The sequence below is a fragment of the Paraburkholderia sp. RL17-381-BIF-C genome (genome assembly GCF_046026435.1).
GTDB lineage: Bacteria > Pseudomonadota > Gammaproteobacteria > Burkholderiales > Burkholderiaceae > Paraburkholderia.
Window position 1 is genome coordinate 71308 of sequence record NZ_JARESX010000025.1, and the last position, 20464, is coordinate 91771.

Here is a 20464-nt window from a genome sequence, read left to right on the forward strand (position 1 = left end):
GCTCCCCATCTTACAAATACCTCGTAGTGACACCACTAATCCAGATATTGCACCCGCGCCCCGCCCGGCCGGCTGGTGGTTTACCAGCGCTTGCCTTCAGGTGTGTCAAGTAACGGACGCAATTTTGCCGCAATGGCTTCGCGAGCGCGGAAGATTCGTGATCTGACCGTGCCGATTGGGCACCCCATCATCTCAGCGATTTCCTCATAGCTCAAACCTTCAATTTCACGAAGAGTAATGGCGGTGCGCAACTCTTCCGGTAAAACCGCCATCGCAGCATTGACCGTCTCAGCGATCTGCTTGCTCATCAACATCGACTCAGGCGTGTTGATATCCCTTAGTTGGTCCGCGTCCGAGAAAGTTTCAGCTTCTTCAGCATCTGCTTCGGTCGAGGTCGGCGCGCGCCGCCCTTGGGTCGCAAGGTAGTTCTTTGCCGTGTTGACGGCAATCCGGTACAACCACGTATAAAAAGCCGATTCCCCGCGAAATTGCGGCAGCGCCCGATACGCCTTGATAAAGGCGTCCTGGGCGACGTCTTCCACCTCGGCGGGGTCCCGCACGAGGCGCGAGATCAGCCGGAGAATCTTGCGGTGGTATTTGGAGACCAGAAGCTCGAACGCGGCCTTGTCGCCCTTCTGGACGCGCTCGACCAGCACCTGATCAATTTCTTTTTCGCTCACCTGATAAATCCGTTAACTATAGGGCGCATGGCGGGGCACCATTGTAGCGTCCCCATCAACTGGGTACGTTACGCCGGTAACAGCGGTTACAGTCGTTACAGTCAGGCGCCGGCGCCACGCCGGCCCAGTACGGCCAGTTCGCGGAAGACGGGTGCCGGGAGAGTGTCGGCGGCAAGCAGGAGCGTGCGCGGGCCGCCCTGATCCGGCATGACTGCCAGAATCAGCAGGCGACCACTCCACTGCGAACAGCCGGCAATACGTCCGTGCGCCAGCAGTGCGCCTGTTCGGCCCCAAACGGACAAGCCGTCCGCCCCGATTTTCAGCGCGACGGGCTGCGCGCGCCCATAGCGGAGCGCGCAAAGCGTGAGCCACGCCCATACCGCGAGCGTCAACGGAACCGCCTGCCCGGCGCCCAGATGCGACGCGAGGCAAGCGAAGACGGCAGACGTCGCCGCCAGAATGAACACCGCCAGCGCAGCCCATATGGCAACGGAGCGCCGCAGCGCAATCCGCTGCGGCGCTCCGTCGGGCGTTGCCGGTTCAGGGGAAAGCGCCGGCACAACCGGCGCCGTCGACTGGCGCATCACCAACTATCAGGCGATCAGGCGCGCTTGAAGACCAGCGTGCCATTCGTGCCGCCGAACCCAAACGAGTTCTTCAGCGCGACGTCGATCTTCATTTCCCGCGCGGTATTAGCGCAGTAATCCAGATCGCAGGCCGGATCCTGGTTGAAGATGTTGATGGTCGGCGGCGACACCTGATGATGCACGGCCAGCACGGTGAACACCGACTCCAGACCGCCGGCGCCACCCAGCAGGTGCCCCGTCATCGACTTGGTCGAATTCACGACCATGTCTTTGGCGTGATCGCCGAAAGCGCGCTTGATGCCGGTGGTTTCGGCCAGATCGCCGAGCGGGGTGGACGTGCCGTGCGCGTTCAGGTAATTCACCTGGTCGGCATTGACACCCGCGTTCTTCATCGCGGCCAGCATGCAGCGGCGAGCGCCGTCGCCGTCTTCCAGCGGCGCAGTCATGTGATAAGCGTCGCCGCTCATCCCATAGCCGCTGACTTCGGCGTAAATCTTCGCGCCGCGTGCCTTCGCGTGCTCGTATTCTTCGAGCACCATGACGCCGGCACCCTCGCCCAGCACGAACCCGTCACGGTCCTTGTCCCACGGACGGCTCGCCGTTGCCGGATCGTCATTGCGTTGCGACAGCGCACGCGCCGCCGCAAAGCCGCCGACACCGAGCGGCGATACAGTCGATTCCGCGCCGCCGGCGATCATCACGTCGGCGTCACCGTATTCGATCAGGCGCGAAGCCTCGCCGATACAGTGCAGGCCCGTGGTACAGGCCGTGACGATAGCCAGATTCGGTCCCTTGATGCCGAATTTGATCGACAGGTGGCCGGAAATCATGTTGATGATCGACGCCGGCACGAAGAACGGCGAAATACGGCGTGGGCCGCGATTGAGTAGTTCGGTTTGCGTCACTTCGATCATCGGCAAGCCGCCGATGCCCGAACCGACCACTACACCGATACGCTCCGAATTCTCGTCGGTGACTTCGAGGCCGCTGTCCTGCATCGCCTGGATGCCTGCAGCCACGCCGTAATGGATGAATGTATCCATGTGGCGCGCTTCCTTACCGGGGATGTAGTCCTCGATATTGAAGCCCTTCACCTCGCCGGCAAAACGAGTCGAAAAGTTCGACGCATCGAACTTCGTGATATTGGCAATACCCGACTTGCCGGCGACCAGATTGGCCCAGCCGTCGGCAACATTATTGCCAACAGGCGAAATCAGCCCCAGGCCTGTAACAACAACACGACGGCGGCTCACGGTAACCCCTTTTTCATAGATGACAAAAGCAAAAGCCACAGCGGCCACAGGAACCTGCCCTGTATGCCCTGTGGCTGTTTAACTCGGCAATCGCGCGAAAAATTGCGCAGTCAACATCGCTCGCTCCTGCTTGGCAAAACGCGTGGCAAAAAACGCCAACCCTGCTGGCGTCGGCAACCGACACGGCAGGGCGTCATACGCCGCCAACGCAGAAACGCGGGCGCGAATGACCTTAGGCCTTGACGTTCGCGCGAGCGTAGTCGATCGCTTGCTGAACGGTGGTGATCTTCTCGGCTTCTTCATCCGGAATTTCCATGCCGAACTCGTCTTCGAGGGCCATCACGAGTTCAACGGTGTCGAGCGAGTCGGCGCCGAGGTCGTTCACGAACGAAGCTTCGTTCTTGATCTCAGCTTCTGCAACGCCCAGTTGTTCTGCGACGATCTTCTTGACGCGCTGTTCGATATTGTCCATTACCCCTCCAAGGGAAAAGAAGTTCAAAAATACAGGTGCGCGCATTTTATCAGGTTTGACCCGGCAAAAAAGCGGCGCATCGGGTGGCTGTCAAGGCATGCGCCTTACGCATTTACAAACGCATCAAGGCGCGGATAGTAACCGAATTTGGTTACGACATGTACATCCCACCGTTTACGTGCAATGTCGTGCCGGTGATATAGCCCGCGTGTGGCGACGCCAGAAACGCCACGGCGTGCGCAATATCTTCCGGGCTGCCGAGACGGCCCAGCGGAATCTGCGTCTTCAGCGCCGTTTGCTGCTCTTCCGGCAACGTCTTGGTCATGTCGGTATCGATGAAGCCCGGCGCGACACAATTCACCGTGATGCCGCGGCTGCCGATCTCGCGTGCGAGCGCACGCGTCATGCCCGCCACGCCCGCTTTCGCAGCGGCGTAGTTGACTTGCCCCGGGTTGCCGGCCGAGCCGACCACCGACGTGATGTTGATGATGCGGCCGCCCTTCGCCTTCATCATGGGGCGCAGCACCGCGCGCGACAGCCGGAACACCGACTTGAGGTTGGTGTCGATCACCGCGTCCCAATCGTCGTCCTTCATGCGCATGGCGAGTTGGTCCTGCGTGATGCCGGCGTTATTCACCAGTACGTGCAGCGCGCCGAATTCCTTCACCGTGCCGTCGATCAGCGCTTCCGCCGCGGCCGCGTCGTTCACGTTGAGCACCGCGCCGCGGCCGTTCACGCCAGCGGCGTTAAACGCTTCGCTGATTGCGGCTGCGCCGCTTTCGCTGGTCGCCGTGCCGATTACCGTCGCGCCCTGGCGCGCCAGTTCCATGGCGATCGCCCGGCCAATACCGCGCGAAGCGCCGGTCACGATTGCGATCTGCTTGTCGAGAGTCTTTTCCATCTGTCAGTCCGGATGCCCTTCGGAGGGCTGATTGATTCTTGATGCGATGATCTGACGCTCTCGCGCAGCGCGTGCTGTCAGCGCAAGGCACGCGCGGCGCAGTGCTCAGCCAGCCGTCACGAGTTTGAGCGTCTCTTCGAGCGAAGCCGGATCGAAGATCGAAGCGCCGACCAGATTACCGTCGATACGCTTGGTCAAACCCGCAAGGACCTTGCCCGGACCGCATTCGATCACGTGCGTGACGCCCTGAGCGGACATGGCCTGAACGCTTTCCACCCAGCGCACCGCACCGGCAGCCTGGCGCACCAACGCGTCCTTGATCCCGGCCGGTTCGTTGACCACGGCAACGTCCACGTTGTTGATGACCGGAATGGCAGGCACCTGCACGTCGACACTCGCCAGATACTCGCGCAATTGATCCGACGCGGGCTTGAGCAGCGACGAGTGAAACGGCGCCGAGACCGGCAGCGGCAACGCGCGCTTGGCGCCCTTAGCCTTCGCGACTTCGCAGGCCTTTTCGACCGCGGCCTTGTGGCCCGCAATCACGACCTGCGCCGGCGCATTGAAATTGACTGCTTCGACGACGCCCGCAACCGACGCTTCAGCGCACACCGCGCGCACCGTGTCGTCGTCGAGGCCGAGAATCGCGGCCATACCGCCTTCACCGACCGGCACCGCCGTTTGCATGGCTTGCGCGCGAAAACGCACGAGCGGCACGGCATCGCGAAACGCGAGCGCACCCGCCGCGACCAGCGCGGTGTATTCACCCAGGCTGTGACCCGCGACGATCGCCGGCTTCGGGCCGCCAGCCTGCAACCACGCGCGATACATGGCGTAGGAGGCGGTCAGCATGACAGGCTGGGTGTTGGTGGTGAGGTTCAGATCTTCGGCCGGGCCTTCGGCGATCAGCTTGCCGAGGTCCTGATTGAGCGCGTCGGAGGCTTCCTGAACCGTCTCACGCACGACCGCGTGATCGGCGAACGCGTTGAGCATGCCGACCGACTGCGATCCTTGCCCAGGAAAAACGAACGCAAATTTCATATCGTCCCCAAAATCGATGTTGTCAGATGTGGGTGGCGCGCCCGGTTGACGGCGAGCGCGCTCAAGCGTAGCCGAGCGCCGTGAAGCGCGCTCGCCATAGCGTCGCCGCTATCAGTAGCGGATAACCGAAGCGCCCCACGTGAAGCCGCCGCCGACGCCTTCGATCAGCACGTTCTGGCCGCGTTTGATGCGGCCGTCGCGCACGGCGACGTCGAATGCGAGCGGAATGGACGCAGCCGACGTATTGCCGTGCTCGCCCACCGTGACGACCATGCGTTCCTGCGGCAAGCCGAGCTTGCGGCAGGTGCTTTGCATGATGCGGATATTCGCCTGATGCGGAATCAGCCAGTCGACCTGCTCAGCCGACAGATTGGCTTTCTCGAGCGCTTCGACCGCGACCTTTTCGAGCACATTGACGGCAAGCTTGAACACGGCCTGTCCGTCCATATGCAGAAACGCGCTGCCGGCCACTACACCGCCGTTCACGTTGCCCGGCGTGCAGAGAATGTTCGAATGGCTGCCGTCCGCGTGCAGCGCGCTCGCGAGCACGCCCGGTTCTTCGGATGCCTGCAGGATCACCGCGCCCGCGCCGTCGCCGAACAGCACGCAGGTGGTGCGGTCTTTGAAGTCGAGAATGCGCGAGAAAGTTTCCGCGCCGATCACAAGCGCCGTACGATGCTGGCCGCTGCGAATGAAGCTGTCCGCCGTCGCCACCGCATAGGCAAAACCGGAACAGACGGCCTGCACGTCGAAGGCCGCGCCGTGGTTCTTGATGCCGAGCTTGTTCTGCAACAGGCACGCCGTGCTCGGAAATACGAAGTCCGGCGTGGACGTGGCGACGATGATCAGATCGATGGACTGCGGGTCGATATCTGCCGCTTCGATCGCACGCTGCGAAGCGATGAACGCCAGATCGCTGGTCGTGACATCAGGTTCCGCGAAGTGGCGAGCATGGATGCCCGTGCGGGCGACGATCCACTCGTCGCTCGTCTCGACGCCCTGCTTGGCGAGACGTTCGGCCAGATCCTGATTGGTGACGCGGTTGGGCGGCAGGTAGCTGCCGGTGCCCAGCACGCGGGAATAAATTGTCGATTGAGCCATTATGCCTTCGAGGATTGCGCAGCGTAGGGCTCGGCTGGCTGGCCTGCGATCGGGCTTGCGTGACCCGCACCGCTCGCGTCGCGCGCTGCCTGCTCGAGAGAACCCGCGTTCTCTTCCATCGCACGCGCAAGGCGTTCCAGCACGCCGTTTTTGACGGCATCATACCCGCGTTTGATAGCCCACTCAAACGCGTAGGCATCCGCCGAACCGTGGCTTTTTATCACCAGCCCGCGCAGGCCGAGCAACGCGGCACCATTGTATTGCCGATGATCGACGCGTTTCTTGAAGCGCATCAATACCGGCAATGCGAGCACCGCCATCACCTTGGTCAGCCACGAACGGCCAAACTCTTCCTTGATGATGTTGGACAGCATCTGCGCGAGGCCCTCCGACGTCTTCAGCGCGACATTGCCGACAAAACCGTCGCAGACGATTACGTCGACCGTGCCTTTGAAGATATCGTTGCCTTCAACGTTACCGTGAAAGTTAAGTGTACTCGCGCGCAGCAATTCGCCGGCACGTTTGATGGTGTCGTTGCCCTTGATGACTTCTTCGCCGATATTGAGCAGACCGATGGTGGGCCGCTCCTTACCCTCGAGCGCCGACACGAGCGCGTGCCCCATCTCCGCGAACTGCAGCAGATGCTGAGGTTCACAGTCGACGTTGGCGCCCAGGTCGAGCATCATCGTGTAGCCATTGGGATTGGGCAGTGCCGACGCGATAGCCGGGCGTTCGATGCCCGACAGCGTTTTCAGCACATAGCGCGAGACCGCCATCAGCGCGCCGGTGTTGCCGGCGGAAATGCAGGCTTGCGCCTCGCCTTCCTTGACGCGGTTCAGCGCCACGCGCATGGAGGAATCTTTTTTCTTGCGCAGCGCGACTTCGACCGGATCGTCCATGGCGACGATCTCGGACGCGGGTACGACGGTCAGCGCCGGCAGGTCCTGAGCCTTCAACTTCTTCAGCTGCGCACGAATCGCACTTTCAATGCCGACGAGCAGCAACTGCGCATCGGGATGCGAACGAACGAAGTTGACGGCAGCGGGAACGGTCACGGACGGGCCGTGGTCGCCTCCCATGCAATCTATCGTGAGCTTTACTGTCATGGAGTGCGACGAATTTCAGGCGCCCTGCATGGGACCGCGGTAGGCGCTAAATTGCCAGCTGCGATCGACACAAAAAAGCGGCAATTGAATGCCGCTTTTTTGCCGAGCCGGGAAAATGTCAAGCGAGCCGATCGCCACGCGAAACGCCAAGGGGCGACACGCAGAGAAACAGGCGGCGAAACGATTAATCGTTCTTCGTCTTGACAACTTTCTTGCCACGATAGTAGCCGTTCGGGCTAACGTGGTGACGCAGATGCACTTCGCCCGTGCTCGGTTCCACGGCCAGCGGCGCTGCCGTCAGGAAATCGTGCGAACGGTGCATGCCGCGCTTCGACGGCGACTTCTTGTTTTGCTGAACTGCCATGACTAACTCCTAAAAATTTTTCGGATTCTAACACAGCCCGACTCGGTGTCCGCCACTGGCCGAGTGGCCAATGCGCCCGCGTCGCGCTCCAATGCAACTGTTCAGTGCTTCTTGTCGCCCGGCTCACCGCGCTTGAGACTCTGGAGCGCCGCAAACGGATTGGGCCGCTCGGGCTCACCGCCCTCATCAGCCTCGTCCAGTGCGCCCTCGTCGCCCTTGCCTTCAGTACCGGCCACACCAGAGACGAGACTCTCGTGCACTTCGGGACAGACCTCATGCTTGGGCACGAGCGGCAAGGAAAGCAGCAACTCTTCTTCGATCAAGTCGATGAGATCGAAATGGTTCGAGCCCACGATCACTTCGACTTCATCCTCGTCGAGCGGAAACTCTTCGGCTTCCGCCTCAGTGTTGACGATCCGGTAAGTTGCATCGACGTTGAATGCCTGCAAGTACGGTGTCATGCACCGCTGACATTCGAGCCATGCGGCGCCGTGAATCGCCATCCTCAAATAAGGCTGGGGACCCTCGGTGCCGTCGTCCTGCAATTCCGGCTGCGTCGTTCCTTCGGCTTGCCAGGTGAACGCGGTATCGCGGTCTGGCGCTTCTGCCGGGACTTCGTTTAACATGCGCGGCAGTTGCGAGACGCGCACGACACCCGCGGCCTGACGCGCACTCCGCGCAAATTCGAACAGATCGAGATTATGCGGGTCGGACAGACCTGCAGGGTTGCCAGGATGTTGAGTCATGTGCGCTCCTGCTTCGGCAAGGGTTTCGCCGGGGTATAAACCGCGGGGTATAACCGCGGGGTACAACCGGTTTGCGAGACAACCTGAAAGACCCGCGAGTTGTACGCCACGCCTGCAAGTCCGCTTGCACGCCTGACACACACCGAGGCCCGCCTAGCGCAAGCATACCGATGAAAAGCCCAAAATCATATCCGTTTTGTCTTTTCGAGTCAAACACTTAAGCCCGTACACGCGCAAGCTTTCCGCGACCCCGTACGTTCCGCCTCTCTAGCCGTTGATTGCCCATGCCAGATTCCCTCAATCGCCCGCCACGCCTGATCCTGGCGTCGAGTTCGCCTTATCGCCGCGAGCTGCTCGAACGCCTGCGTGTGCCGTTCGATGTCGTCGTACCCGCGATCGACGAGACGCCGCTCGCCGGCGAGACGCCCGAAGTGACCGCTCTGCGCCTCGCGCAAGCCAAAGCTCGCGCGGTTGCCGGTGGACTCGGCGCCGGTGAGGCCGCGCTCGTAATCGGCTCCGATCAGGTCGCGACTTATGATGGCCTGCAAATCGGCAAGCCGGGCACCCACGCCAATGCGCTGGCGCAACTGCAGGCAATGCGCGGCCGCGAAGTGCAATTCCATAGTGCACTGTGCCTGTTCGACAGTCGCTCGGGGACAGTGCAAGCCGCCGACGTGATTACCCGCGTGCAATTCCGCGATCTGCCAGACGCCATGCTGGAGGCCTATCTGCTGGCCGAAACGCCGTACGACGTTGCAGGCAGCGCCAAATCCGAAGGACTCGGCATCGCGTTGCTCGAAGCCATCCATTCCGACGACCCCACCGCGCTCGTCGGCCTGCCGTTGATCGCACTGTCGCGCATGCTGCTCGCAGTGGGCTTTCCGCTTCTGGGGGCGCAATGACCGGCACGCTCTATCTGATTCCGAACACGCTCGGCGAAGGCGACGCCGAGGCGCTCGACGCCGTTCTGCCGGCGCCGGTACGCGCCCGCGCGGCTTCGCTTCACTATTACATCGGCGAAAACGCGAAAACCACGCGCGCGTTCCTGAAGAAAGTCGGCACGGAACGGCCGATCCAGGAAATCGAGATCCGTGAACTGAACGTCAACACGCCGGCCGGGGAGATCGATAAGCTACTCGCGCCGCTTCTCGCCGGCACCGACGCCGGTCTCGTCTCCGAAGCGGGCTGTCCGGCGGTCGCCGACCCCGGCGCCCTGCTGGTGCGCCGCGCGCATGAACGGGGAGTGAAAGTGGTGCCGTTCGTCGGCCCCAGTTCGATTCTGCTGGCCTTGATGGCTTCCGGGCTCAACGGCCAGAGCTTTGCGTTTCACGGCTACCTGCCGGTCGATGCCACGGAGCGAGCCAAGCGCCTGCGAGACCTCGAACAGCAATCACGCAAAGGCAAGCAGACGCAGATCTTCATCGAGACGCCCTACCGGAACCGCGCGCTGCTGGATACGTTACTGGCGACGTGTGCGCCGTCCACGCTCGTCTGCGTGGCGGTCGATCTGACGCTGGAAACCGAAACCATTGCCAGCCGCACCGTAGCCGACTGGAAGAAACAGCCTGCAATCGATCTGCACAAGCGGCCGGCCATTTTTCTGATCCTGGCCGTTTGATCCGGGCCAACCCGGGATAGGTATAAAAAAGCCCCGCGCGATCGTCAGACATCGATCGCGCGGGGCTTTTCACATCGGCACGTCAACAAATCAACACATCAACGCAGATTCAGCTTCCCGCCGAGCGCCATGGCGTGAACCGCACCACTGCCCACCGCCGCGCCGAATTTACGCGCAACGCGGTCCGTAATGCTCTCTTTCACCGTGTAGTCGACAATATCCGGCGCCTTAAAGAGGTCGCGCGCTACGTAATCCGCGTCGCCGAAACCATCGGCGAGACCGAGTTCGACGCTCTTTTGACCTGTCCAGAAAAGCCCTGAGAACATATCCGGCGTTTCATGCAGGCGCTTGCCGCGCCCCTGGCGAACGGCGTCGATAAATTGCGCGTGAATCTGATCGAGCATGTCTTGCGCGTGTTCGTCCATCTTCGGCGTTTCTGGCGAGAACGGGTCGAAAAAGCCCTTGTTCTCACCCGATGTGTGCAAACGGCGCTGAATTCCCAGCTTATCCATCAGGCCGGTAAAGCCGAAGCTATCCATCAGCACGCCGATCGAGCCGACGATGCTCGCTTTGTCCACGTAAATCTTGTCGGCCGCCGCGGCCGCATAATAGCCGCCCGACGCGCACATATCGCCCACGACGACGTAGAGCGGAATTGACGGATATTTGACGCGCAAACGACGAATTTCGCTGTAGATAATGCCCGCCTGCACCGGACTGCCACCCGGACTATTACAGCGCAGGATCACGCCGGCGGTGCCCGCATCGTCGAACGCACTTTGCAGCGCGGTGTTGATATCTTCCGCGTTCGCGTTCGTATCAGCGGAGATTTCACCGTCAAGCGATATCAAAGCCGTGTGGCGGCCGGTGGCAGCCACCTTATCACCGGACAAGTCGATGGCGGCCCATATTGCCAGCAGCAGGACGACGAGGAAAACGAAGCGGAAAAAGATTTTCCAGCGCCGCGCCGCGCGCTGCTCATTGATCGCGGCAAGAGCAATGCGCTCGAGCGCCGCGCGTTCCCAACCGGGCTCATCGGCAGGCGTGCGGGGGCGGCCTGTCAGGGACGGTTCCTTCGGCTCGGGAGTCAAATTGTCGGACATGCGGTGCAGTGGAAAGGTCGAAGAAGAGAAAAATCAGGGGGTGTCCGGACGCAGTTCGCCGTCAGGCAGCCAGAAAACCGCGCGGCCTTCCGGCGTATCGCGTTCGTCCACCTGAACGGGCCGCAATCTGCCGCCGCGGCACGGACCACCGACGCATTTGCCTGTGTCCGGCGCGTAAATCGCACCGTGTGTAGCGCACATCAAGTATAAACCGGACGATTCGAAGAACTGGCCCTCGGCCCAGTCCAGCTCCATCGGCACATGGGCGCAGCGGTTCAGGTAGCCGTAAGCGCGGCCATCATAGCGAACAAAAAATACGACGACGTCGCCTCCGCCAAGCTTCGCCCCGCGGCGCACGCCCGCGCCGCCGTCGACCAATTCCGCCGACGCGCAAATGCGAACCGCCTGCGCCGCTTCCGGTGTCTGCTCGCTCATGCGTTTTCTCGCAGCCAGCCCGACAGCACACTGACGCTCGACGCCACGAACTTCGGCGATAACGCACTCAACGAGCCCGCGGGATGCGCCCCATATGTGACACCGATGCCCGCGACACCCGCGTTGATCGCCATTTGCAGATCGTGCGTCGTATCGCCGACCATTACCGTGCGGGCGTTGTCCTGCCCTAGTTCACGCGTTAATTCGTGCAGCATGGCCGGGTGCGGCTTCGAGAAAGTCTCGTCGGCGCAGCGGGTGCCGTCGAACAGGCTCGTGAGGCGCGACTGGTCAAGCGCGCGATTCAGCCCGACGCGGCTTTTGCCCGTCGCCACCGCCAGTAGATAGCCCAGGTCGCGCAATTCCTGCAGCATTTCGCGCACACCGGCGAATAGCTCGGTGGTCTGATCCTTTACCAGATAGTGGAAGCGATAACGCTCGGCCAGCCGCGGATAGTCCGATGGGTCCAGCGTGGGCGCGGCAATTTGTAGCGCATCACGCAAACCGAGGCCGATGACGTAGCTCGCCGCCTCGTCGGCGGGAACCGGCAAGCCGAGATCGCGGCAAGCCGACTGGATGCTGCGCGTGATGTGGGCGGTCGAATCCATCAGCGTCCCGTCCCAGTCGAAGACGATCAGATCAAATTGCTCTCTAGCCATGCGGTGTCGTCTCCGGGTTTGACCCATTTCGTAATTCGTTGAGCTGCGCGATGAAGCTGCGGCATTCGGCCGGCAACGGCGCCTCGAACTGCAGCGGCGCGCCGGTTGCCGGGTGCGTGAGCTTCAACCGGTAGGCGTGCAGGAACATGCGCTTCAGGCCCGGCTTCGCATTGGCGCGCGCCAATGCCTTATTCAGCGCGAAGTCGCCATATTTGGCGTCGCCGACGATCGGCAGTTCCAGATGCTGCAAGTGGACACGGATCTGATGCGTACGCCCGGTCTTCAGTTCCGCCTCGAGCAGCGCGTACTCCGGCCAGCGGTCGATCAGATTGAAAACCGTGTGCGACGCGAGGCCGTCGGGCTGCACGCGCACGCGGCGCTCGCCGTCCGCGGTCAAATACTTGTGCAGCGGCTCCTTGACCGCGCGGCGGCGGCCCCAATCGCTCGCCCAGTCGCCGTGAACGCAGGCATAGTAGCGCTTATCCATCTTGTTCTCGCGAATCTGCTCGTGCAGATTGACGAGCGCCGAGCGCTTCTTGGCGAGCATCAGGATGCCGGAAGTCTCGCGATCGAGCCGATGTACCAATTCGAGGAATTTCGCCTGCGGACGCGCCTCGCGCATCTGCTCGATCACGCCGAACGCTACCCCGCTGCCACCGTGCACGGCCACGCCGGCTGGTTTGTCGATGACCAGCAGATGCTCGTCTTCGAAAATGATCTTGAAATGGGCGGCGGGCACCGGCGCCTGAGCGGCCGTTTCGCTCGGTTGGGCGACGCGAATGGGCGGCACACGCACCAGATCGCCTAATTCGAGCCGGTACTGCGCGTCTATCCGGCCCTTATTGACGCGGACCTCGCCGCTGCGCAGGATGCGGTAAATATGGCTTTTCGGCACGCCTTTACAGACGCGTAACAGGAAGTTGTCGATGCGCTGTCCGGCCGCACTGTCGTCGATCTCGATCATCGAGACCTGGTCGCTTGCGACCGATTTCTGGGATATTTTGCCTAACTCTTTCATTCTGAATATAATTTGCCCAGCAGTCTGCGGCGGCCGGCGCAGTGTTCGGAATTCGGGCGGATTGCGCAGGCGCAAGCGATAAACCGTTATTTTACTTGCGCCGGGGTCTGGTTGCTCACCCTGAAAATGAGATGCAACAAGTTGCACGCACGAAGTCAGTGCCCGGCAGGGACGGCGCCCATAGGCGCGTTCGGTCAAGGTCGGCTTCGACGGTAACGGAATTTTGGTAAAAAAGAATTTAACTTTCAGCTTCGGTATCGGGCGGTCTGACGCCCAGTTGTACGAGGCTGCAAGTTGCGAAAATACGGCGTGCGCCCGAGGCGTCTTGTAGAAAGTACAAGACATGGCGACGTCAAAATGAGGCGAGACACCCCCAGCAGGAAAAGACGCGCCGACTGCGCGAACTTCCCGCTGCGGCATGGCCGCAGCCTTCGACCCTCCGGTCACGCGCCCAGTTGGCGCACCGGCGCGAGTGGACGAAGGCTTTTGAAGGTCTGCCGGCAGAACCCGCGGCGTGTCGGGTCGTTATTTGAAGCCGTGTTCGCATGTGCCCTGCGGCACCGCGCCCATTTTTCAATGGGGCCGGGCCCTCTCAGGCAATTCTCCCGCCAGTTTTCCCGCTCCAGTGTGCTTGTGAAAACACAATAAGGCGCGGCATGCCGCTGCCCGCTTCGCTCTCGCGACTGACAACCGCGCAGCGATGGGCTGGCTAAGCCGCTCTGGAGCCGTTCAATGAAACGAATGTTGTTCAACGCGACGCAGCAGGAAGAACTGCGCGTCGCCATCGTCGATGGGCAAAAACTCATCGATATCGACATCGAAACCGCCGGGCGCGAACAGCGCAAAGGCAATATTTACAAGGGCATCATTACGCGCATCGAGCCGTCGCTCGAAGCCTGTTTCGTCAACTACGGCGAAGACCGCCACGGCTTTCTGCCGTTCAAGGAAGTCGCCCGCCAGTATTTCCGCGACGGCGTCGACATGCGCTCGGCGCGCATCCAGGACGCCCTCCGCGAAGGCCAGGAACTGATCGTTCAGGTCGAAAAGGAAGAGCGCGGCAACAAGGGCGCAGCCCTCACCACCTTCATCTCGCTCGCCGGCCGGTATCTGGTTCTGATGCCGAACAACCCGCGCGGCGGCGGCGTGTCGCGCCGGATCGAAGGCGACGACCGTCAGGAACTGCGCGAAACCATGGCGCAGCTGCAATTGCCGGAAGGCATGAGCATCATCGCGCGCACAGCCGGCATTGGCCGCAGCGCCGAAGAGCTGCAGTGGGACCTGAACTACCTGATGCAACTGTGGCGCGCGATCGAAGCTGCGTCGCAGAGCGGTTCGAACGGTCAGCCGATGCTGATTTATCTCGAATCGAGCCTCGTGATCCGCGCGATTCGCGACTATTTCCAGCCGGATATCGGCGAAATCCTGATCGACACCACTGAAATTCATGACCAGGCACGCGCCTTCATGGATATCGTGATGCCGGACAATGTCAGCAAGGTGAAGCGGTATCACGACGACGTGCCGCTCTTCTCGCGCTTCCAGATCGAACACCAGATCGAAACGGCGTACTCGCGCACGGTGCCGCTGCCCTCGGGCGGCGCGATCGTGATCGACCACACCGAAGCACTGGTCGCGATCGACGTGAACTCGGCCCGCGCCACCAAGGGCGCCGACATCGAGGAAACCGCCGCGCGCACCAACCTCGAAGCCGCCGACGAAGTCGCCCGCCAATTGCGCCTGCGCGATCTGGGCGGCCTGATCGTGATCGACTTCATCGACATGGAATCGGCCAAGAGCCAGCGTGAAGTCGAGCAACGCCTGAAAGACGCGCTGAAGCACGACCGTGCGCGCGTCCAGATGGGCAAGATCTCGCGTTTCGGCCTGATGGAACTGTCGCGCCAGCGTCTGCGCCCGGCCCTGTCCGAAGGCAGCCACGTGACCTGCCCGCGCTGTAACGGCACGGGTCACATCCGCGATACCGAATCGTCCGCGCTGCAAGTGCTGCGGATCATTCAGGAAGAAGCGATGAAGGAAAACACCGCGGCAATTCACTGCCAGGTGCCGGTCGAAGTGACCGCCTTCCTGCTGAACGAAAAGCGCGCTGAAATCAACAAGATCGAGTCGCGCTTCAAGGTCAACGTCGTCCTGATTCCGAACAAGCATCTCGATACGCCGCATTACAAGCTCGAGCGTCTGCGTCACGACGACGCGCGCCTCGACGAACCGCGCGCTTCGTGGAAGATGGCCGAAGAAGCGGCCCGCGAGCTCGAATCGGAAACCGGTTACAGCAAGCGCACCGAAGAAGCAAAGCCGAAGCAGGAAGCGGCGGTCAAGGGCATCACGCCTGAAAAGCCGGCGCCGAGCGCACCGGTTCGCCCTGTCGCCGCCCCGGCTCCGGTCGCGGTCACGCCGGCAAGCGGTGGGTTCATCGGCTGGCTGAAGAATCTGTTCGGCATGCAGCCGGCGGCACCGGCGCCTGTCGCGCCGGCTACGACCGACAAGCAGACGCGTCCGCAACGCGGCGAACGCACGGAGCGCGGTGAGCGCACCGGTGAACGCGGTGGCGATCGCAACCGCAATCGCCGTGGCGGCGCAGGCGGCCGCGATGCAGCGGGCCGTGGCGAAGGCGCGACCGGCGGCCGTCAGGCTCAAGGCCAGCAGCCGTCGCAGCGTCGCGAGGAACGCGAACCGCGTGAAGCACGTGAAGGCCGTGAGCCGCGTGAAGCGCGCGAGCCGCGTGGCAACCGCGAGCCGCGTGAGGCCCGCGAAGGCCGTGAACCGCGCGAAACCCGCGAGCCGCGTGAAGGTCGCGAGGGTCGCGAAAACCGTGACCGCGAGAATCGCGGCAACGACCGTGCGGAAGCCGTCGAAGGCGCACCGCGCGCTGAACGTGGCGAGCGCGGCGAACGTCCGGAGCGTGGCGAACGGCGTGAACGTGGTGATCGCGCTGAACGTGGCGAGCGCCGCAAGCCGCAAGCTGAAGCCACCGAGTCTCTGACGCAAAGCGACGCTCAACCGGCGGAAGAACTGGCGCAAAACCAGACCGCCTTGGGCGAAAACGGCGCGCCGATCGATCAGGAAGCCGTTGCACGTGAAGGTGAAGAGCGTCGTCGTCGCCGTCGCGGCCGTCGCGGTGGTCGTCGTGAGCGTGAAGAGGACGTGAACGGCAACCTCGCAGCGGACGTCGCGGAAGCTGAAGGCGACAATGCCAGCGTTGCCGACGAAGCGCCGGTGCGCACCGCGCATCAACCTGTCGAGCACAAGACGGAAGTCAACGAGGCGAAGGACGTGACGCCGGTAGAGGTGGTGGTCGCCGCTGTCGCGACTGAAACCGCGGTGGTCACCGAACTGCACGCGGCTACCGAAGCGCCGGCTCTGGCTGTCGAAAAGGCTGCGAAGACGGAAACGGTCGTCCCGGTAGCGCAAGCGCCGGCGACTCCGGCTGCTGTCGAACCGGTCGCCGAAACGCCGGTAGCGCCCGCCGCTGCCGTGCCGGTCGAAGCAGCGCAAGCCGCGCCGGCCGTCAGCGAGACGGTTTCGCTGGTTGAACCGGTCGCACGCTTTGAAGCACCGGCTCAGCCTCAAGTCGAAACGCCGGTATTGGCGTCGCCTGTCGAAGCACAAGCTGCGCCGGCCCCGGTCGAAACCGCCGCTCCGGTTGCGGCCGTCGAAGCTCCGGCGGCTCAGCCTGTGTTGCATGCCGAGATCGCCGAAACGCAGCCGGTTGTGGCCGCGGTCGAGCCGACGGTGATCGAGCCCGCGCCTGTCGCAGTTGCACCGCAAGCACCGCGTCATGGCGCCGTGTCGGCGGAAGCCTTGAAGCCGGTGCTGGAACAAGCCGGTCTCGTCTGGGTGAACACCGACGCCGACAAGCTTCGCGCCGCTCAGGAAGCGGCCGCGCAGACGGTCAAGCCGGCTCGCGTGGTGCGCGAGCGTAAATCGTTGCCGCCGCTCGACAGCGCGCCGATGCAACAAGTGGAAACGGGTAAGCACCCGCAGTAAGCTGCCCCGCTCCACCAGCAAAGCCCGCCTTCATGGCGGGCTTTTTTTATGCGCAGCGCGGGCGCGCCGGTGGCATGCACCTCCCCGTATACCCGACACCGCCGGGGGGTCCCACTGCCTTTTGAGGCATTTCCGATAGAATGAATATCTAGCTTTGAGTTCAAGCACAAAGTTCAAGCACTGAGTTCAAGCACTGAGCAAAGCAAACACGCGAAGCAATTAAGCGAAGCAATCATGTCCCGACGCATCATCCCTGTTGCCGATTTCAGCGCTGTGCCGGTTATCAGCGGCCCCGTGCAGACGCCTAGCGGCGCGCTGCACGACAAGCTCGCGCGGCCGCTGCGCGACCTGCGCATTTCGGTCACGGATCGCTGCAATTTTCGGTGCGTCTACTGCATGCCGCGCGAGGTGTTCGACAAGGACTACACCTTTTTGCCGCACAGCGACTTGCTGAGCTTCGAGGAAATCGAACGGGTGGCGCGAATCTTCGTCGCGCATGGGGTCGAAAAAATCCGTCTGACGGGCGGCGAACCGTTGTTGCGCAAGAATCTCGAATTCCTGATCGAGCGGCTCGCGCAACTCACCACGCCGGCGGGCCGTCCGCTCGATCTGACGCTGACCACCAACGGTTCGCTGCTGGCGCGCAAGGCGCGCAGCCTGAAAGACGCCGGTTTGACCCGCGTCACGGTGAGCCTGGACGCGCTCGACGACACGCTGTTTCGCCGCATGAACGACGCCGACTTCGCCGTCGCGGACGTGCTGGACGGCATTGCCGCCGCGCATGCGGTGGGGCTCGCGCCGGTCAAGGTGAACATGGTCGTCAAACGTGGCACGAACGATAGTGAAATCGTGCCGATGGCGCGTCATTTCAAAGGCTCGGGCGCAGTGTTGCGCTTTATCGAATACATGGACGTCGGCACGTCGAACGGTTGGAACATGACCGAAGTGCTGCCGTCCGCCGACGTGGTCACACGCATCGCCGAGCACTTCCCGCTCGCGCCGCTCGAAGCGCACAGCGCCGCCGAGACCGCCCAGCGTTGGGGTTATGCGGACGGCAGCGGCGAGATCGGCGTGATTTCGAGCGTGACACGTGCGTTTTGCGGCAGTTGCACGCGAGCGCGTCTGTCCACAGAAGGCAAGCTCTATCTGTGCCTGTTCGCGTCCTCGGGGCACGACCTGCGCGCGCTGGTGCGCAACGGCGCGAGCGACGCCGGTATCGCCACCGCCATCGCCGAAATCTGGCAAGGCCGCGGCGACCGGTATTCGCAGCTGCGCGGCAGCAACCCGGCCGATTCAGGCGCGCGCGACGGCCGTCGGGTCGAAATGTCGTACATCGGCGGCTGAGCGGCGGCGCATGAGACCGACGCGCGAACACATCACCGGCCTGTTGCTCGCGGGCGGACGCGCCACACGCATGGGCGGCGCCGACAAGGGGCTGCAAACGCTGCACGGCGAGCCGCTCGCCAGCCATGTACTCAAGCGCCTCGCACCGCAAACCGGCGCGTTGCTCATCAGCGCCAATCGGCATGCCGAAGCTTACGCCGCACTCGGTGCGCCATACGGCGCCACGGTCGTGGCCGATACGCTGGCCGGATTTCCGGGCCCGCTGGCAGGTCTGCTCGCGGGCTTGCGAGCAGCGGGAACCGGCTATGTGCTCAGCGCACCCTGCGACTCGCCGTGGCTTCCCGCCGACCTCGCCGAGCGTCTTGCGCGCGCGCTCGACTCGAACGGCGCCGATATCGCCACGGCCGCCACCTCCGACGCACACGGTCAGTTGTCCCTGCACCCCGTTTTCGCACTGTTGCGCACGGGTCTCGCGGACGATCTGGCGGCCTTTCTGGAGGCCGGCGAGCGCAAAGTCCGCGCGTGGTACGCGCGCCACAAGACGGAGGAAGTCGTCTTTACCGACGAGCGCGCGTTTTACAATATCAATTCGCTACAAGAACTCGCCGACCTCGAACGTGATTGAGGCCCCGGTTGAAATCCCGCTCCGGCCGCACGGCAACTGCCGCTGCCGCCTCCGGTCGCGACGTCCCGCTCTTCATGACCACGCCTAACGAATTCTCCCGCTGCGTCGCGCAGTACGATCCTCACGCGCTACCCGTGTCAGCCGCTCAGGCGATTGTTCGCCAGTGGGCCGCACCGGTCACGGCTACTGAACGCGTGCCCCTGCGCGATGCGCTCGACCGCGTGCTCGCGGCGGATATCGTGTCGCCAATCGACGTGCCTTCGCACGACAACTCCGCCATGGACGGCTACGCGTTCAAGAGCGCGGCACTCACCACCGGCGGCGCCACCGTCGAGTTGACGGTGGCCGGAAAAGCGCTCGCCGGGCATCCGTTCACGGGCCGCGTCGAAACCACACAATGCGTGCGCATCATGACCGGCGCCTGCATGCCGGCCGACTGCGACACGGTCGTGCCGCAGGAGGTGGTCGAGCGCGACGCCGACTCGGGTTCGATCCGCTTCGCCGCCAACGCCGTGGCAGCCGGCGCGAACCGGCGTCTCGCCGGCGAAGATCTCGCGCGAGGCCACGCCGCACTGCGCTCGGGCCGTATCATGCGCGCGTCGGACCTTGGTTTGCTGGCCTCGCTCGGCATCGGCGAAATCAATGTCAAGCGGCGCTTGCGCGTGGCCTTCTTCTCCACCGGCGACGAATTGCGCTCGCTCGGCGAGCCGCTCGACGCGGGCTGCGTGTACGACAGCAATCGCTACACGCTGTTCGCCATGCTGCGGCGCCTGAACATCGACACGCTCGATCTCGGCGTGGTGCGCGACGAGCCCGCCGCGATGGAAGCCGCCTTGCGCAGCGCGGCGGCGAGCGCCGACGTGGTGCTCACCTCGGGTGGCGTCTCGGTCGGCGAGGCCGATTTCACCAAACAACTGCTGCAAACTTTCGGCGACGTCGCCTTCTGGAGTCTCGCCATGCGGCCGGGCCGGCCGCTCGCCTTCGGCCGCGTCTGGTCCGGCGAGCGACCCGGGCTCGGGCTTCCCGCGTTATTTTTCGGTTTGCCGGGCAATCCGGTCGCCGTGATGGTGACCTTCTATCAGATCGTACGAGAGGCGCTGCTGCTAATGTCGGGCGCAACGCCGCAACCGTTGCCGTTCATTCACGCCCTGAGCCGCAAGGCCATCCGCAAGCGCGCCGGCCGCACCGAGTTCCAGCGCGGCGTAGCCGAACAGGACGCGCACGGACAATGGCATGTCACGCCAACCGGCTCACAAAGTTCCGGCGTGCTGAGTTCGATGAGCGAAGCCAATTGCTTCATCGTGCTCGGGCACGATGAAGGCGAGATTGCGCAAGGGGAGCGCGTCGCCATCATGCTGTTCGACGGCCTCATCTGACGCCCGGCTCACGCCTCGCTCTCACCAGCGGCCATT

The 20464-nt window shown here is 63.0% G+C and carries 20 protein-coding genes; 6 read left to right on the forward strand and 14 right to left on the reverse strand.

All coding sequences use genetic code 11. The annotated features are described in order from the left end of the window. Nucleotides 1–80: 80 nt before the first annotated feature. From rpoE to P0D70_RS17490, 10 genes are all read right to left on the reverse strand, one after another. The gene (gene rpoE, locus P0D70_RS17445) at nt 81–680 is read right to left on the reverse strand and encodes an RNA polymerase sigma factor RpoE (RefSeq protein WP_006051939.1); all 600 of its coding nucleotides are present in this window, start codon (nt 678–680) and stop codon (nt 81–83) included. 101 nt (nt 681–781) lie between these two features. Next, the gene (locus P0D70_RS17450) at nt 782–1264 is read right to left on the reverse strand and encodes a hypothetical protein (protein WP_408185414.1); all 483 of its coding nucleotides are present in this window, start codon (nt 1262–1264) and stop codon (nt 782–784) included. A 17-nt stretch (nt 1265–1281) separates the two neighbouring features. Further along, nucleotides 1282–2520, reverse strand: coding sequence for a beta-ketoacyl-ACP synthase II (fabF, locus tag P0D70_RS17455; RefSeq protein WP_074285870.1), 1239 nt, complete (start codon nt 2518–2520; stop codon nt 1282–1284). Between the two features lie 232 nt (nt 2521–2752). Continuing rightward, nucleotides 2753–2992 (reverse strand): acyl carrier protein, encoded by a 240-nt coding sequence (acpP, locus tag P0D70_RS17460; RefSeq protein ID WP_004197638.1) that lies wholly within the window; start codon nt 2990–2992, stop codon nt 2753–2755. Between the two features lie 151 nt (nt 2993–3143). Further along, complete coding sequence (gene fabG / locus P0D70_RS17465; protein WP_091792561.1) at nt 3144–3893, reverse strand: 3-oxoacyl-ACP reductase FabG; 750 nt, start codon at nt 3891–3893, stop codon at nt 3144–3146. Between the two features lie 105 nt (nt 3894–3998). Beyond that, the gene (fabD, locus tag P0D70_RS17470) at nt 3999–4934 is read right to left on the reverse strand and encodes an ACP S-malonyltransferase (RefSeq protein ID WP_091792560.1); all 936 of its coding nucleotides are present in this window, start codon (nt 4932–4934) and stop codon (nt 3999–4001) included. Nucleotides 4935–5045: 111 nt separating this feature from the next. Further along, entirely contained in the window at nt 5046–6035 is a 990-nt protein-coding gene (locus P0D70_RS17475; RefSeq protein ID WP_408185415.1) for a beta-ketoacyl-ACP synthase III, read from the reverse strand. Continuing rightward, nucleotides 6035–7141 carry a phosphate acyltransferase PlsX gene (gene plsX / locus P0D70_RS17480; RefSeq protein WP_091792558.1) on the reverse strand — a complete coding sequence of 369 codons (1107 nt, stop codon included), beginning with the start codon at nt 7139–7141 and terminating at the stop codon, nt 6035–6037. Before plsX ends, P0D70_RS17475 begins: the two co-directional genes overlap by 1 nt. 184 nt (nt 7142–7325) lie before the next feature. Next, entirely contained in the window at nt 7326–7505 is a 180-nt protein-coding gene (gene rpmF, locus P0D70_RS17485) for a 50S ribosomal protein L32 (protein WP_006051932.1), read from the reverse strand. A gap of 101 nt (nt 7506–7606) precedes the next feature. Beyond that, entirely contained in the window at nt 7607–8251 is a 645-nt protein-coding gene (locus P0D70_RS17490; protein WP_408185416.1) for a DUF177 domain-containing protein, read from the reverse strand. A 284-nt stretch (nt 8252–8535) separates the two neighbouring features. Between P0D70_RS17490 and P0D70_RS17495 the strand changes: the two genes are divergently transcribed. After that, complete coding sequence (locus tag P0D70_RS17495; RefSeq protein ID WP_408185417.1) at nt 8536–9153, forward strand: Maf-like protein; 618 nt, start codon at nt 8536–8538, stop codon at nt 9151–9153. Beyond that, nucleotides 9150–9869 (forward strand): SAM-dependent methyltransferase, encoded by a 720-nt coding sequence (locus P0D70_RS17500; RefSeq protein WP_408185418.1) that lies wholly within the window; start codon nt 9150–9152, stop codon nt 9867–9869. Before P0D70_RS17495 ends, P0D70_RS17500 begins: the two co-directional genes overlap by 4 nt. Nucleotides 9870–9967: 98 nt before the next feature. Here P0D70_RS17500 and P0D70_RS17505 read toward each other — a convergent pair whose 3' ends face one another. Genes P0D70_RS17505 through P0D70_RS17520 form a run of 4 tightly spaced genes read right to left on the reverse strand, consistent with a single transcriptional unit; the run spans nt 9968 to nt 13081 of the window. After that, on the reverse strand, nt 9968–10972 hold the full coding sequence (locus P0D70_RS17505; RefSeq protein WP_091792553.1) for a S49 family peptidase: 1005 nt from the start codon (nt 10970–10972) through the stop codon (nt 9968–9970). Nucleotides 10973–11005: 33 nt separating this feature from the next. After that, on the reverse strand, nt 11006–11407 hold the full coding sequence (locus tag P0D70_RS17510) for a Rieske (2Fe-2S) protein (RefSeq protein ID WP_408185419.1): 402 nt from the start codon (nt 11405–11407) through the stop codon (nt 11006–11008). After that, entirely contained in the window at nt 11404–12063 is a 660-nt protein-coding gene (locus tag P0D70_RS17515; RefSeq protein WP_091792551.1) for an HAD-IA family hydrolase, read from the reverse strand. The genes P0D70_RS17510 and P0D70_RS17515 overlap by 4 nt, the downstream gene beginning before the upstream one ends. Beyond that, complete coding sequence (locus P0D70_RS17520; RefSeq protein WP_408185420.1) at nt 12056–13081, reverse strand: RluA family pseudouridine synthase; 1026 nt, start codon at nt 13079–13081, stop codon at nt 12056–12058. Before P0D70_RS17520 ends, P0D70_RS17515 begins: the two co-directional genes overlap by 8 nt. Before the next feature lie 732 nt (nt 13082–13813). Here P0D70_RS17520 and P0D70_RS17525 point away from each other — a divergent pair. The 4 genes from P0D70_RS17525 (at nt 13814) to moeA (ending at nt 20428) form a co-directional block, all read left to right on the forward strand. Beyond that, complete coding sequence (locus P0D70_RS17525; RefSeq protein ID WP_408185421.1) at nt 13814–17083, forward strand: Rne/Rng family ribonuclease; 3270 nt, start codon at nt 13814–13816, stop codon at nt 17081–17083. Between the two features lie 234 nt (nt 17084–17317). Next, entirely contained in the window at nt 17318–18427 is a 1110-nt protein-coding gene (gene moaA / locus P0D70_RS17530; protein ID WP_408185422.1) for a GTP 3',8-cyclase MoaA, read from the forward strand. 10 nt (nt 18428–18437) lie between these two features. Then, nucleotides 18438–19052, forward strand: coding sequence for a molybdenum cofactor guanylyltransferase MobA (gene mobA / locus P0D70_RS17535; protein ID WP_408185423.1), 615 nt, complete (start codon nt 18438–18440; stop codon nt 19050–19052). 74 nt (nt 19053–19126) lie between these two features. Continuing rightward, nucleotides 19127–20428, forward strand: coding sequence for a molybdopterin molybdotransferase MoeA (gene moeA, locus P0D70_RS17540; protein ID WP_408185430.1), 1302 nt, complete (start codon nt 19127–19129; stop codon nt 20426–20428). Nucleotides 20429–20464 lie beyond the last annotated feature (36 nt).

Excerpts from the sequence above, each read along its gene's own strand:
- P0D70_RS17450 (WP_408185414.1), bottom strand. The coding sequence starts at position 1,264 with ATGCGCCAGTCGACGGCGCCGGTTGTGCCGGCGCTTTCCCCTGAACCG.
- acpP (WP_004197638.1), bottom strand. The coding sequence starts at position 2,992 with ATGGACAATATCGAACAGCGCGTCAAGAAGATCGTCGCAGAACAACTG.
- fabG (WP_091792561.1), bottom strand. The coding sequence starts at position 3,893 with ATGGAAAAGACTCTCGACAAGCAGATCGCAATCGTGACCGGCGCTTCG.
- fabD (WP_091792560.1), bottom strand. The coding sequence starts at position 4,934 with ATGAAATTTGCGTTCGTTTTTCCTGGGCAAGGATCGCAGTCGGTCGGC.
- P0D70_RS17475 (WP_408185415.1), bottom strand. The coding sequence starts at position 6,035 with ATGGCTCAATCGACAATTTATTCCCGCGTGCTGGGCACCGGCAGCTAC.
- plsX (WP_091792558.1), bottom strand. The coding sequence starts at position 7,141 with ATGACAGTAAAGCTCACGATAGATTGCATGGGAGGCGACCACGGCCCG.
- rpmF (WP_006051932.1), bottom strand. The coding sequence starts at position 7,505 with ATGGCAGTTCAGCAAAACAAGAAGTCGCCGTCGAAGCGCGGCATGCAC.
- P0D70_RS17490 (WP_408185416.1), bottom strand. The coding sequence starts at position 8,251 with ATGACTCAACATCCTGGCAACCCTGCAGGTCTGTCCGACCCGCATAAT.
- P0D70_RS17495 (WP_408185417.1), top strand. The coding sequence starts at position 8,536 with ATGCCAGATTCCCTCAATCGCCCGCCACGCCTGATCCTGGCGTCGAGT.
- P0D70_RS17500 (WP_408185418.1), top strand. The coding sequence starts at position 9,150 with ATGACCGGCACGCTCTATCTGATTCCGAACACGCTCGGCGAAGGCGAC.
- P0D70_RS17505 (WP_091792553.1), bottom strand. The coding sequence starts at position 10,972 with ATGTCCGACAATTTGACTCCCGAGCCGAAGGAACCGTCCCTGACAGGC.
- P0D70_RS17510 (WP_408185419.1), bottom strand. The coding sequence starts at position 11,407 with ATGAGCGAGCAGACACCGGAAGCGGCGCAGGCGGTTCGCATTTGCGCG.
- P0D70_RS17515 (WP_091792551.1), bottom strand. The coding sequence starts at position 12,063 with ATGGCTAGAGAGCAATTTGATCTGATCGTCTTCGACTGGGACGGGACG.
- P0D70_RS17520 (WP_408185420.1), bottom strand. The coding sequence starts at position 13,081 with ATGAAAGAGTTAGGCAAAATATCCCAGAAATCGGTCGCAAGCGACCAG.
- P0D70_RS17525 (WP_408185421.1), top strand. The coding sequence starts at position 13,814 with ATGAAACGAATGTTGTTCAACGCGACGCAGCAGGAAGAACTGCGCGTC.
- moaA (WP_408185422.1), top strand. The coding sequence starts at position 17,318 with ATGTCCCGACGCATCATCCCTGTTGCCGATTTCAGCGCTGTGCCGGTT.
- mobA (WP_408185423.1), top strand. The coding sequence starts at position 18,438 with ATGAGACCGACGCGCGAACACATCACCGGCCTGTTGCTCGCGGGCGGA.
- moeA (WP_408185430.1), top strand. The coding sequence starts at position 19,127 with ATGACCACGCCTAACGAATTCTCCCGCTGCGTCGCGCAGTACGATCCT.